The organism is Kluyvera georgiana ATCC 51603 (assembly GCF_001654985.1).
In the GTDB taxonomy this organism is placed as follows: Bacteria; Pseudomonadota; Gammaproteobacteria; order Enterobacterales; family Enterobacteriaceae; genus Kluyvera; species Kluyvera georgiana.
Window position 1 is genome coordinate 1 of sequence record NZ_LXEU01000035.1, and the last position, 12551, is coordinate 12551.

The window sequence follows — 12551 nt, forward strand, 5'->3', positions numbered from 1 at the left end:
TTCTGGCTCCTTTTTTTATGCGTTGACAACGGCCTGAAAGAACAGGCAAACTCGCGGCTCAACATTATCATCATGATAATGCGTAAGCGTTTAACGTCATCCGACGCACCTTAATCCTGATTGCCAGGTAGAGGGGGCGTGGCTACAGATCCTCGCCTTACTCAGCATTCGGAGTAAAGCATGACCGCAGTAACTCAAACTGAAAGTACTTCTTCATCCAACGTGTCGCTCTTTCGCATCGCGTTCGCGGTGTTTTTGACCTATTTAACCGTCGGTATTCCGCTGCCGGTAATCCCGCTATTTGTTCACCAGGAGCTGGGCTACGGTAACACCATGGTGGGTATCGCCGTCGGCATCCAGTTTTTTGCCACGGTATTAACGCGTGGCTACGCCGGGCGTCTTGCCGATCGGTACGGCGGCAAGCGTTCTGCCCTACAGGGCATGTTTGCCTGTGCCTTTGCCGGGGCGGCGTGGCTTGGCGCAGCGCTGCTGCCGGTGGATACGATGGTCAAATTTGGCCTGTTGATCGTCGGGCGCTTAATTCTTGGCTTTGGTGAAAGCCAACTGCTGACCGGCACGCTTACCTGGGGGATGGGGCTGGTTGGCCCGAAGCGTTCCGGTAAAGTGATGTCGTGGAACGGGATGGCGATTTTCGGCGCGCTGGCGGCCGGCGCGCCGTTGGGGCTGTATATCAATAGCCGATACGGCTTTGCCGTGCTGGCTGGCGTCACCATGGCGTTGCCTCTGCTGGCCTGGGCCTTTAACGGCTCGGTGCGTAAGGTGGCGGCGATGGCCGGGGAACGCCCATCACTGTTCAGCGTAATTGGCCTTATCTGGAAGCCGGGGGTAGGGCTGGCGCTTCAGGGCGTGGGCTTTGCGGTGATTGGCACTTTCGTCTCACTGTACTTTGTCAGCAAAGGCTGGTCGATGGCGGGCTTCACCCTGACGGCCTTTGGCGGCACCTTCGTGTTGGTGCGCATTTTGTTTGGCTGGATGCCTGACCGCTTTGGCGGCGTGAAGGTGGCGGTCGGCTCGCTGCTGGTGGAAACCGTTGGTCTGCTGCTGCTGTGGCTGGCGCCTGACGCATGGTATGCGCTGGCCGGCGCCGCTTTGACCGGGGCCGGTTGCTCGCTGATCTTCCCGGCGTTGGGGGTTGAAGTGGTTAAGCGTGTGCCGCAGCAGGTACGCGGGACGGCGCTCGGCGGTTATGCCGCGTTCCAGGATATTGCGCTCGGTATCTCCGGGCCCTTGGCGGGCATGCTGGCAACCTCGTTCGGCTATGCGTCCGTGTTTCTCGGCGGCGCCATTGCCGCTATATTGGGAATTGGCGTCACGCTGTGGTCGTTCCGCAAATAGCGTTTATCGGCCGGCTCTGCGCACCTGAGAGCCGGTCGTCGCTTTACGCGGCAGAAAATATTTCACCTGGAACTCGAACATGTTGGTGTAGAGAATGGAGTAGTCGATGGGATTCTGCTGCTCGTCGACGGCCTGAGTTTGCATCCGGACTATCGGATCCAGCGCGCTAATGTGCAGGAGCTGCGCCACCTCTGGCGACGGCAAAATCGGCTGGATAGATTCATAACACCCCAGAATTTTCACCCCGCATTCATTTTCTATGTAGGCAAACTTGGAGTTCTTCATGTGGGCGATCGTCAGGTCGGGAAAACGGCTGGCAGAAAGCCAGGTTTCCTCCACCTGCATGGCGATATTGTCGATAAAACGCAGCCGTTTGGCGTAATAAACCGGTTCGCCGTGGCTGACCTTCAGGCTGGCGGCGATATCGTCCGACGCACGCTGCAGCTCAAATTTCAGGATCTGGCTCGTGGGCGTTTTGCCTTCGTTGCGGGCAATTTCGGTAAAGCTGTCGAGGTGCGTCAGTGACGCCTGAAAATGTTTGTTCCGCAGGTAGGTTCCTGAACCGTGCCGCCGTTCAATCATCCCTTCCTCTTCCAGCGTTTTTAACGCCTTGCGTAAGGTATTACGCGAAACATCATAAAGCGTCGCCAGTTCTTTTTCCGAGGGTAGAAGATCGCCGACATTGTAGATTGAGCTGTTTAATCTGTTTTTCAGCAAATTTATGATGTTCTGATATACCACTTTTGAACCTCCTAAAACCTTTTTAAAACAAAAGGTTAAAAATCCATTTCGGCGAGAAAAAGGCGACACGTTCACGTATTGCATCATTATTGAACAACTTCGACGCCGTTAACTGTGATCGGAATACTAGTTACGGAAATTAACAATTATTAAAGTGGGCGTCAATTAATGACCTATTTTATTAAAAAGGATAAATAGTATGAAAAATATATTGCTGGTATGTGCGGCGGGAATGTCGACGAGTATGTTGGTCAAACGGATGCGTGAACATGCGGAGTCAGTCGATATTTCCGCCAATATTAATGCATTGGCCATTTCTGAAGCGAAAGAAAAAATAAAACAAAATGGCGTAGATGTGGTGCTATTAGGGCCTCAGGTGCGTTTTCAGCAAAAGGAAATTGAAGCGATTGCACAGGGTAAAATTCCTGTTGCGGTTATTGATATGAAAAGTTACGGGCAAATGGATGGTAAAGCCGTTTTAGAACAAGCGCTGCAATTATTAAATAAATAATGTGTTTTTTATTCAAAATTAAGGGAACATTATGGGGTTAATGAATTCATTTGAACGAGGAATGGAAAAAATCCTCGTTCCTATCGCTATAAAATTAAACTCTCAGATACACGTCTCGGCAATTCGTGATGCTTTTATTCTCTCATTCCCGATTGTTATGGCAAGTTCGCTGATTATTCTGATCAACTTTGCGATACTGTCGCCGGATGGCTTTATTGCCAGCATTCTGCATTTAGGAACACTGTTCCCAAACCTTGCTGATGCACAGCAAATATTCACTCCGGTGATGAACGGCTCAGTGAATATCATGGCGGTGCTGATCACCTTCCTCGTGGCTCGCAATATGGCTATCAGCTACCAGCAGGACGATCTGCTGTGCGGTTTGACGGCGATTGGTGCCTTCTTCGTGGTCTATACGCCGTATACCATTATCGACGGCCAGGCCTATCTAACTACCAAATATCTGGGGCCGCAGGGGCTGTTTGTGGCGGTTATTGTGGCGCTGCTCGCCAGTGAAATTTTCTGCCGACTGGCGCGTAACCCGAAGGTGACGATCAACATGCCTGCGGCAGTGCCGCCTGCGGTGGCTCGCTCCTTTAAAGTTCTTCTGCCGATTTTCTTCGTGATGATCTTTTTCTCGATAGTGAACTACCTGCTGTCAAAAATCTCGCCGAACGGGCTGAATGACCTGATCTACACCCTGATTCAGGCACCGCTGAAAGACATGGGCACCAACATTTTCACGGTGCTGATTCTGGGGCTGGTGGCGAACTTCCTGTGGATCCTTGGTATTCATGGGCCGAATACCGTAGCGGCGATTCGCGAAACCATTTTCTCCGAAGCGAACCTGGAAAACCTCTCCTATGCCGCATCGCACGGTTCAACCTGGGGCGCGCCATATCCCATTACCTGGGGAGGAATTAACGACGCCTTTGCCAACTGCGGCGGTTCAGGAATGACCTTAGGGCTGCTGCTGGCGATCTTTATTGCCTCGCGCCGCAAAGATTACCGCGATTTAGCGAAAATGGCCTTTGTGCCGGGGTTATTCAATATCAACGAACCGGTGATGTTTGGCCTGCCGATTGTACTGAACCCGATCCTGGTGATTCCGTTTATTCTGGTACCGTTCGTTAACTCGCTGATAGGGTATTTCTTTATAACTCTGGAAATAATTCCGCCGATTGCCTATGCCGTACCGTGGACCACGCCGGGGCCGCTGATTGCCTTCTTTGGCACTGGAGGCAACTGGATGGCGCTATTTGTCGGCGTACTGTGTCTAGTTGTGGCGACGCTTATCTACCTGCCATTCGTTATTGCCGCCAATAAAGTGAATACGTCCGCAGCGGCAGAATAAAATTCGTAATCCCTCATTAGATATTTTCGTCAGGGAAAGACGAATAATTTAGAACACTCACTCTGTATTTGTACTCCTCCTTCAGCCTGCGATGGCTGAAGGAGCATTATAATTATATTTTAAGGGTATCCTATGAATTCAAGTGCATTGAATATTAGTCTGTTGTCATTATCTATTCTGGTAGCATTATCGCCAATCGAAGTGATGGCAGCAAAATTAACCGTTGAACAACGCCTGGAGATGCTGGAAGCGGAGTTGTCGGCCAATAAAACAGCGCTGAAACAAACGCAGTCCGAGCTGTCGAGCTATAAAGAAAAAGTCGCCACGCTGCAAAAAAGTATTAAAGAAAATGATCAACGTAATGTGACTGCAACAAATATAACGACATTGTCACCGGCTGCGGAAAATATTGAAAATGAGAATAGTGAAAAAGAAACACGGGTGTCGAAGTCGGAGGTAACGGCAACGCAGCAGGTGGCGGTTATTAATACCGAAGGAAATAAACCGACGATTGAAAGCGTAACCATGAAAGATATCAGTAAGTTTGTGAAAGAGGATATCGGTTTCAGCTATGAAGGCTACTTCCGCTCCGGGTGGGGAACGTCTAACCACGGATCTTCACAAACCTATGCCGCCGGTTCGCTAGGTCGTTTCGGTAACGAAATGAGCGGCTGGTTTGACTTAACGCTCAACCAGCGGGTTTACAATCAGGATGGAAAAACCGCCAATGCCGTGGTGACCTATGATGGTAACGTGGGTGAGCAGTATAACGATGCCTGGTTCGGCGACAGCGATAACGAAAATATCATGCAGTTCAGTGATATCTTCCTGACGACGCGAGGCTTTCTGCCGTTCGCTCCTGAGGCGGATTTCTGGGTGGGTAAGCATAAGCTGCCGGAGTACGAAATTCAGATGCTGGACTGGAAAACGCTGACCACTGATGTCGCGGCGGCAGTGGGTATTCAGAACTGGAATCTGGGCGTCGGTCAGTTCGACGCCTCATTAAGCCGCAACGATGTGGATGTTTATTCGCGGGAATTCAACAATACTACCCAGATGAACACCAACTCCGTCGATCTACGCTATCGCAATATTCCACTGTGGCAGGATGGTTCACTGTCGCTAATGGGTAAATACGCGTTTGCCAATAAGACGGACGATCAGAAAAATAATGAGAGTAACAATAGCTACTTTGAGATGAAAGATACCTGGATGGCGACCGGGATCGTACGTCAGGAGCTTGAACGCAAAGGTTTTAACGAATTTACCCTCCAGGTGGCGAATAACTCCTACGCCAGCAGTTTCTCCAATTTCTCCGGTGCCAGTGACTCCATGGCGAACGGACGTTACTACTATGGCGATCACAGCAATGGTATCGCCTGGCGCTTAATCTCGCAGGGTGAAATGTATCTGGCGGATCGCATTATCATGGCGAACGCGCTGGTTTGGTCGCATGGCGAAGACATCTATAGCTATGAGAGCGGCGCGCACAGCGATTTTAACAGTTTCCGCGCCGTTATCCGCCCGGCCTGGATTTGGGATACCTGGAACCAAACCGGTGTCGAGCTGGGTTGGTTTGCGCAGAAAAACACGACCCAGCAGGGCCAGGATCTCAAAGAATCGGCCTACAAAACCACGCTCTACCACGCCTTTAAGGTTGGGCCAAGTTTGTTAGGTTCGCGTCCGGAAATTCGTTTCTACGGCACCTACATCAATATTATCGATAACCAGCTGTCGCAGTTTAAGTTTAACGATGACAGTAAAGATGAGTTTATGGCCGGGGTACAAGCCGAAGTGTGGTGGTAAGTTTATTGTGCGCCGGTCAATGACCGGCGCTTATTCATGGAGACGTTATGATTAAGCTGATTATTACCGATCTTGATGGCACTTTTTTAAACCGTGGCGGCGATTACAACCGCGAGCGGTTTGTACACATTAAACATCTGATGGCGCAGCAGGGCGTGGCTTTCGCATTGTGTACCGGCAAGCAGTGTGAACGCGTTGAGGAACTTTTTGGTGAACAGGTCCGTGATTTCTGGATCCTTGGCGATAGCGCGACGCGCATTAAGCATGACGGCGAATATGTCTACCAGTCGCTGATTAAAAATGCGCTGGGGCGAGAAATTATCGCCAAGCTGGAAGCCGTGAACAGCGAGCCGGTGATTATCGCCTGTACGCCGCACGGCGCCTACGTCAAAACGTCGATTGCGCCGGAGATGCTGGCAAAGGTAAAAATGTCGTATGCCCATGTGGTACAGGTGGACACCTTCGCGGAGGTGGCGCACGACTTTGTCAAAATCTCACTGTTCGATATTAAGGGTCGCTGCCCGCAGATAAAACCACATCTCGCCGACTTTTTTGATAAGGCCTATATCGTGGTCTCAGAAGATGCGTGGATTGATATTGCTGACGTCGGGGTCCATAAAGGCCACACGGTGGAAATTTTGCAGCAACGGCTTGGGGTTAGCAAAGATGAGACCATGGTGTTTGGTGATGGTCTGAACGATATTGAACTGATGACGCGCGCAGCCTGGAGTTTCGCCATGCGTAATGCCTTTGACGAAACCAAACAGGTGGCGCGATATATCACTGGCAGTAATGAGGAAGACGCGGTGATGACGACCATCGCGCAGCTGCTGAACTTACAGCAGCAGCCACAGTAGTATCGCGGCAACAATGATCGCCACAAAGGCCAATCCCGGGCGCGCCGACAACGATTTCAGCGTGCTGATAACCGGCACGAACGGCGCATAAATAGGCTGGATATCGCGTGCTTCCAGGGTTTGGGCGTGGGCCACGCGTTCGCGTTCGATACGCTTAAGGAACAGCAGGTTCAGCAGCTCCTGTACCTGTACCTGGGTAAGCACCGTCTGCGGGGTGGCGTTCCAGTTTTGCTGGGCGAAATCGCGCAGTGTTTGTCCTTCCTGCGGCTCCAGCGGTTGTTTGAGCGCCGCCTGTAAAACGTTGAGCGTCGGGGCTGGATGCGTGCTGAGGGTCAGGCGCGCCTGCAATAGCGTCACCAGCGCGTTAAAGTGCTTTGCGGGTAACGGATCGCCGGACTTTACGCCGGAAAGCTCAAGCAGCGACTGCCAGATAAGCTTGCTGGAGTCACCGGTGGCGGCGGAAACCTTGGTCACCAACTGATTCAGGGTGTTGTGCTCGGCAGGCAGCAGCGGTCGATCGGTCGCCGGGCGCTGCTGAGGCTGCGGTATGGAGAGCTGGCCTTGCTGAAGCAATTGCAGCACGTTTTTCAACTGCTGCGGCGTCAGTTGGCTAAGGGCCGTTTGCCCATACTGTTGACGGATATAGTCGCTGACGGCCTGGCGATTATTCCCCTGGTTCAGCAGTTCAGTTAGTTGCGATAGCGTCTGACGCGTGCTGAGCTTCTGTTCGGCTGCGCCAATACGCTGATTCAGATTCTGCTCGGCGGCAGGAAAGTGGCGCGCCAGCAGCGGCGTGTCGTTTTTCAAACCCAGATCGTGTTTTACGCCCGCCCAAACCTCAGCATTCTGCTGCGAGGTCATTGCTATTAAGCGTGTGATCAGTCGTTCCAGCACCGTGCGTTGCTGGGTACTAAGCGGCTGCTCTCCGGCAGGAGAGAGCGGAGTGGGGCCTGTCCCCGGAGGGCGCGCGGGCATACCTGAAATGGGTTGCGTCATGATTGATCCTTTCCAAACCGAATACTGATGCCCGGCGCAAGTATGCCTGGCGGCCAGATTATGGCACACTTCCCCGGTTTACTCTCGTTCTCAGACAGGTACTGAACCGTGAAAATCCTCGTTGATGAAAATATGCCCTACGCCCGCGAACTTTTTAGCCGTTTAGGTGAAGTTAAGGCTGTCCCAGGCCGTCCGATCCCGACCGAGGCGTTAACCGATGCCGATGCGCTGATGGTCCGTTCGGTCACTAAGGTGAATGAAGCGCTGCTGGGCGATAAGGCGATTAAGTTCGTTGGCACCGCGACGGCGGGCACCGATCACGTCGATCAGGCGTGGCTGGAACAGGCAGGGATTGGTTTCTCCGCCGCGCCGGGGTGTAACGCGATTGCGGTCGTTGAGTACGTGTTTTCTGCGCTGTTGATGCTGGCCGGGCGCGATGGGTTTGCGCTGGCCGACCGCACCGTCGGTATTGTCGGCGTGGGTAACGTAGGCGGACGCCTGCAAAAAAGGCTGGAAGCCCTGGGCATCAAAACGCTGCTCTGCGATCCGCCGCGCGCCGACAACGGCGAAGAGGGCGATTTCCGTTCGTTGGACGAGCTGGTGGCGCAGGCCGACGTGCTGACTTTCCACACGCCGCTGTATAAAGATGGCCTGTATAAGTCGCTGCATCTGGCCAACGAGGCGCTGATTGCCAGCCTGAAGCCGGGCGCTATTCTCATCAATGCCTGCCGCGGCCCGGTAGTGGATAACGCCGCGCTGCTGAAATGCCTGAACGCCGGGCAGAAGCTGAGCGTGGTGCTCGACGTCTGGGAACCGGAGCCGGATCTTAATCTGGCGCTGCTGGATAAAGTCGACCTCGGCACTTCGCATATTGCGGGCTACACCCTGGAAGGGAAGGCGCGCGGCACCACCCAGGTGTTTGAAGCCTATAGCCAGTTTATCGGCCAGCCGCAGGAAGTGGCGCTTTCGTCGCTGCTGCCCGCGCCGGAATTCGGCCGGATTAGCCTGCACGGCCCGCTCGATCAACCTACGCTGAAAAGACTGGTGCATTTGGTGTATGATGTGCGCCGCGATGACGCGCCGCTGCGGAAAGTGGCGGGGATCCCGGGCGAATTCGACAAGCTGCGCAAAAATTACCTTGAGCGTCGCGAATGGTCATCGCTGACCGTCGAGTGCGATGACGCCGACGCGGCCGCGCTGCTGCAAAAACTCGGGTTTAACGCCGTACACTGTTAATGTCTTCTTAATGCCTCTGCCGGATACTCCGGCAGAGCCGCTTTTTTTCTGGAGTAAATCACCATGTCTGAAGGCTGGAATATTGCCATCCTGGGCGCAACCGGCGCCGTAGGCGAAGCCCTGCTTGAAACCCTTGCTGAACGTCAGTTCCCGGTGGGTGATATCTACGCGCTGGCGCGCACCGACAGCGCGGGCGAACATCTGCGTTTTAACGGTAAATCGGTCAGAGTGCAGGATGCGGCGGAGTTTGACTGGACGCAGGCGCAGCTGGCGTTCTTTGCGGCTGGCGTGGAAGCCAGCGCTACCTATGTTGAAGAGGCCACTAACGCCGGCTGTCTGGTTATCGATCTCAGCGGCCTGTTTGCACTGGAGCCGGACGTACCGCTGGTGGTGCCGGAAGTGAACCCATTCGTGCTGGCCGACTACCGCAATCGTAACGTGATTGCCGTGGCCGATAGCCAGACCAGCCAGCTGCTGGCGGCGCTGAAGCCGCTGATTGATGACGGCGGCCTGTCGCGCATCAACGTCACCAGCCTGATCTCCGCCTCGGCGCACGGTAAAAAAGCCGTTGACGCGCTGGCCGGGCAGAGTGCCAAGCTGCTGAACGGTATTCCAATTGATGAAGATGATTTCTTCGGCCGCCAGCTGGCGTTCAACATGCTGCCAATGCTGCCGGATCGTGAAGGCGCGGTGAGCGACGAGCGTCGTATTGTTGATCAGGTGCGTAAAATCATGCAGGACGACGGCCTGATGATCTCCGCCAGCTGCATTCAGTCGCCGGTATTCTATGGTCATGCGCAGATGGTGACGTTTGAAGCCATGCGTCCGCTGTCGGCGGAAGAGGCGCGAGACGCCTTTGCGCGCGGCGAAGATATTGTGCTGTCTGAAGAGCGCGAATTCCCGACTCAGGTCGGTGATGCCACCGGTAGCGCCCATCTGTCCGTGGGCTGCGTGCGTAACGATTACGGCATGCCGGAGCAGGTTCAGTTCTGGTCGGTGGCGGATAACGTTCGCTTTGGCGGCGCGCTGATGGCGGTGAAAATCGCCGAGAAACTGGTGCAGGAGTATCTGTACTGATGTCTGAAATGGAGCAACTGCCTGTCTATCGAATTGCGCTGGGCATTGAGTACGACGGCAGCAAATACTACGGCTGGCAGCGGCAAAATGAAGTGCGCAGCGTGCAGGAGAAGCTGGAAAAAGCGCTCTCTCAGGTAGCTAACGAACCGATTAACGTTTTCTGCGCCGGGCGTACCGACGCGGGCGTACACGGGACCGGCCAGGTCGTGCACTTCGAAACCCACGCGGCGCGTAAAGATGCGGCGTGGACGCTCGGCGTAAATGCGAATTTACCTGGTGACATTGCGGTACGTTGGGTGAAAGCTGTTCCCGACGATTTTCACGCGCGTTTTAGCGCGACGGCGCGCCGCTATCGCTACGTGATTTACAACCACCGCCTGCGTCCGGCGGTGCTGGGCCAGGGGGTGACGCACTATCACCAGCCGCTGGACGCCGCGCGGATGCATCGCGCGGCGCAAAGCCTGCTGGGTGAAAACGACTTCACCTCGTTCCGTGCGGTCCAGTGTCAGTCGCGCACGCCGTGGCGTAACGTTATGCACATCAATGTGACGCGTTACGGTGCTTATATTGTGGTGGACATTAAAGCGAACGCCTTTGTTCACCATATGGTAAGGAATATTGTTGGCAGCCTGATGGAAGTTGGCGCAGGAAACCAGCCGGAGAGCTGGATTGCAGAACTGCTGGCGGCAAAGGACAGGACGCTTGCCGCCGCAACGGCGAAAGCGGAAGGGTTGTATCTGGTGGCGGTGGACTACCCCGCACACTTTGCGCTGCCTTCCGTGCCGATGGGCCCGCTATTTCTGGCGGACTAACGTAGTCATTTGGGGCTAAACAATATGGATCTTATCCGTTTTTTAATTGATTTCATTCTGCACATTGATGTGCATCTGGCGGAGCTGGTCGCGCAGTATGGCGTCTGGGTGTATGCCATTCTGTTCCTGATTCTATTCTGTGAAACGGGGCTGGTGGTGACGCCATTCCTGCCGGGTGACTCGCTGCTGTTTGTCGCCGGGGCGCTCTCCGCGCTGCCGACGAACGACATCAACGTGCACGTGATGGTTGTGCTGATGGTGATTGCGGCGATTGTCGGCGATGCGGTGAACTACACCATTGGCAGACTGTTCGGCGAGAAGCTGTTCAGCAACCCAGACTCGAAAATTTTCCGTCGTAGCTACCTGGATAAGACCCATGCCTTCTACGATAGACATGGTGGGAAAACCATTATTCTGGCACGATTTGTCCCCATCGTCAGAACATTCGCACCTTTTGTGGCGGGAATGGGCCACATGTCCTATCGTCATTTTGCGCTCTATAACGTCGCGGGCGCGCTGCTGTGGGTGTTGCTGTTCACCTACGCCGGCTATCTGTTCGGCGACCTGCCGGTGGTACAAGAGAACCTGAAGCTGCTGATTGTGGCTATCATCGTTCTGTCGGTGCTGCCGGGGGTAATCGAAGTGATCCGTCACCGTCGCAAGGCGGCAAAACAGGCAAAATAAACCCTGCACACGGGGCACGATTCAGCCGTGCCCTGTTACGACATGTTTCGCGGTTCGACCACTTTTTTATGCCAAGTTTCGGGCTGTTATGTTTTAATGTGCAACATTCATGGTCTATGAAGGGGAAAAGTGGCATTATGCGCGGCCCCTTAATGGCAAAACTGGCATCGACCAGGTTCAGGCAGAAAGGTTATCAATGAGCTGGATTGAACGAATTAAAAGCAACATCACACCTACCCGCAAGGCGAGCATCCCGGAAGGGGTATGGACCAAGTGCGATAGCTGTGGTCAGGTTTTGTATCGCGCCGAGCTGGAGCGTAACCTCGAGGTTTGCCCGAAGTGCGATCACCACATGCGTATGTCAGCGCGTAATCGCCTGCATAGCCTGTTGGATGAAGGGTCCCTGGTAGAACTGGGTAGCGAACTTGAGCCGAAAGACGTGCTGAAGTTCCGTGACTCTAAAAAGTATAAAGATCGTCTGGCATCCGCTCAGAAAGAGACGGGTGAGAAAGACGCGCTGGTGGTCATGAAGGGTACCCTGCATGAAATGCCAGTTGTCGCTGCGGCCTTTGAGTTCTCCTTTATGGGCGGCTCTATGGGTTCCGTGGTTGGCGCGCGCTTTGTGCGTGCCGTTGAGCAGGCGCTGGAAGACAACTGCCCGCTGATCTGCTTCTCCGCATCCGGCGGCGCGCGCATGCAGGAAGCGCTGATGTCCCTGATGCAGATGGCGAAAACCTCTGCTGCGCTGGCGAAAATGCAGGAACGCGGTTTACCGTATATTTCCGTGCTGACCGACCCAACCATGGGCGGCGTTTCCGCCAGCTTCGCGATGCTGGGCGACCTGAACGTCGCGGAACCAAAAGCGCTGATCGGCTTTGCCGGCCCGCGCGTTATCGAACAGACCGTTCGTGAGAAACTGCCGCCGGGCTTCCAGCGCAGTGAATTCCTCATCGAAAAAGGGGCGATCGACATGATCGTTCGCCGCCCGGAAATGCGTCTGAAGCTGGCCAGTATTCTGGCGAAGCTGATGAACCTCCCGGCACCGAATCCGGACGCGCCGCGCGAAAGCGTGGTGGTACCGCCGGTACCGGATCAGGAACCAGAGGCCTGATGATGTAAAG

General features: G+C 54.3%; 12 protein-coding genes. 10 read left to right on the forward strand and 2 right to left on the reverse strand.

Annotated elements, in window-relative coordinates:
- Positions 1 to 180: 180 nt before the first annotated feature.
- Entirely contained in the window at positions 181 to 1356 is a 1176-nt protein-coding gene (locus M989_RS07285) for an MFS transporter (protein WP_064543792.1), read from the forward strand.
- 3 nt (positions 1357 to 1359) lie between these two features.
- On the opposite strand, the gene M989_RS07290 is transcribed toward M989_RS07285, so the two are convergent.
- Positions 1360 to 2097 carry a GntR family transcriptional regulator gene (locus M989_RS07290; protein ID WP_064543793.1) on the reverse strand — a complete coding sequence of 246 codons (738 nt, stop codon included), beginning with the start codon at positions 2095 to 2097 and terminating at the stop codon, positions 1360 to 1362.
- Between the two features lie 199 nt (positions 2098 to 2296).
- Here M989_RS07290 and M989_RS07295 point away from each other — a divergent pair, with 199 nt between their 5' ends.
- From M989_RS07295 to M989_RS07310, 4 genes are all read left to right on the forward strand, one after another.
- Positions 2297 to 2608 (forward strand): PTS sugar transporter subunit IIB, encoded by a 312-nt coding sequence (locus M989_RS07295; RefSeq protein ID WP_064543794.1) that lies wholly within the window; start codon positions 2297 to 2299, stop codon positions 2606 to 2608.
- A gap of 31 nt (positions 2609 to 2639) precedes the next feature.
- Positions 2640 to 3962 carry a PTS sugar transporter subunit IIC gene (locus tag M989_RS07300; protein ID WP_064543795.1) on the forward strand — a complete coding sequence of 441 codons (1323 nt, stop codon included), beginning with the start codon at positions 2640 to 2642 and terminating at the stop codon, positions 3960 to 3962.
- A 132-nt stretch (positions 3963 to 4094) separates the two neighbouring features.
- Entirely contained in the window at positions 4095 to 5768 is a 1674-nt protein-coding gene (locus tag M989_RS07305) for a carbohydrate porin (RefSeq protein ID WP_064543796.1), read from the forward strand.
- A 47-nt stretch (positions 5769 to 5815) separates the two neighbouring features.
- Positions 5816 to 6625, forward strand: coding sequence for an HAD-IIB family hydrolase (locus M989_RS07310; protein WP_064543798.1), 810 nt, complete (start codon positions 5816 to 5818; stop codon positions 6623 to 6625).
- Here the strand turns inward: M989_RS07310 and flk are convergent.
- Positions 6605 to 7621 carry a flagella biosynthesis regulator Flk gene (gene flk / locus M989_RS07315; RefSeq protein ID WP_064543800.1) on the reverse strand — a complete coding sequence of 339 codons (1017 nt, stop codon included), beginning with the start codon at positions 7619 to 7621 and terminating at the stop codon, positions 6605 to 6607. The genes M989_RS07310 and flk overlap by 21 nt on opposite strands.
- 108 nt (positions 7622 to 7729) lie before the next feature.
- On the opposite strand from flk, the gene pdxB reads away from it, so the two are divergent.
- From pdxB to accD, 5 genes are all read left to right on the forward strand, one after another.
- A complete protein-coding gene (gene pdxB / locus M989_RS07320) occupies positions 7730 to 8857 on the forward strand; it encodes a 4-phosphoerythronate dehydrogenase PdxB (protein WP_064543802.1) in 1128 nt (375 codons plus the stop codon).
- A 63-nt stretch (positions 8858 to 8920) separates the two neighbouring features.
- Positions 8921 to 9934 (forward strand): aspartate-semialdehyde dehydrogenase, encoded by a 1014-nt coding sequence (locus M989_RS07325; RefSeq protein WP_064543803.1) that lies wholly within the window; start codon positions 8921 to 8923, stop codon positions 9932 to 9934.
- Complete coding sequence (gene truA, locus M989_RS07330) at positions 9934 to 10746, forward strand: tRNA pseudouridine(38-40) synthase TruA (protein ID WP_064543806.1); 813 nt, start codon at positions 9934 to 9936, stop codon at positions 10744 to 10746. Before M989_RS07325 ends, truA begins: the two co-directional genes overlap by 1 nt.
- Before the next feature lie 24 nt (positions 10747 to 10770).
- On the forward strand, positions 10771 to 11430 hold the full coding sequence (locus M989_RS07335) for a DedA family protein (RefSeq protein ID WP_064543809.1): 660 nt from the start codon (positions 10771 to 10773) through the stop codon (positions 11428 to 11430).
- A gap of 196 nt (positions 11431 to 11626) precedes the next feature.
- Positions 11627 to 12541 carry an acetyl-CoA carboxylase, carboxyltransferase subunit beta gene (gene accD, locus M989_RS07340; RefSeq protein WP_064543811.1) on the forward strand — a complete coding sequence of 305 codons (915 nt, stop codon included), beginning with the start codon at positions 11627 to 11629 and terminating at the stop codon, positions 12539 to 12541.
- Positions 12542 to 12551 lie beyond the last annotated feature (10 nt).

Excerpts from the sequence above, each read along its gene's own strand:
- M989_RS07285 (WP_064543792.1), top strand. The coding sequence starts at position 181 with ATGACCGCAGTAACTCAAACTGAAAGTACTTCTTCATCCAACGTGTCG.
- M989_RS07295 (WP_064543794.1), top strand. The coding sequence starts at position 2,297 with ATGAAAAATATATTGCTGGTATGTGCGGCGGGAATGTCGACGAGTATG.
- M989_RS07300 (WP_064543795.1), top strand. The coding sequence starts at position 2,640 with ATGGGGTTAATGAATTCATTTGAACGAGGAATGGAAAAAATCCTCGTT.
- M989_RS07305 (WP_064543796.1), top strand. The coding sequence starts at position 4,095 with ATGAATTCAAGTGCATTGAATATTAGTCTGTTGTCATTATCTATTCTG.
- M989_RS07310 (WP_064543798.1), top strand. The coding sequence starts at position 5,816 with ATGATTAAGCTGATTATTACCGATCTTGATGGCACTTTTTTAAACCGT.
- flk (WP_064543800.1), bottom strand. The coding sequence starts at position 7,621 with ATGACGCAACCCATTTCAGGTATGCCCGCGCGCCCTCCGGGGACAGGC.
- M989_RS07325 (WP_064543803.1), top strand. The coding sequence starts at position 8,921 with ATGTCTGAAGGCTGGAATATTGCCATCCTGGGCGCAACCGGCGCCGTA.
- truA (WP_064543806.1), top strand. The coding sequence starts at position 9,934 with ATGTCTGAAATGGAGCAACTGCCTGTCTATCGAATTGCGCTGGGCATT.
- M989_RS07335 (WP_064543809.1), top strand. The coding sequence starts at position 10,771 with ATGGATCTTATCCGTTTTTTAATTGATTTCATTCTGCACATTGATGTG.
- accD (WP_064543811.1), top strand. The coding sequence starts at position 11,627 with ATGAGCTGGATTGAACGAATTAAAAGCAACATCACACCTACCCGCAAG.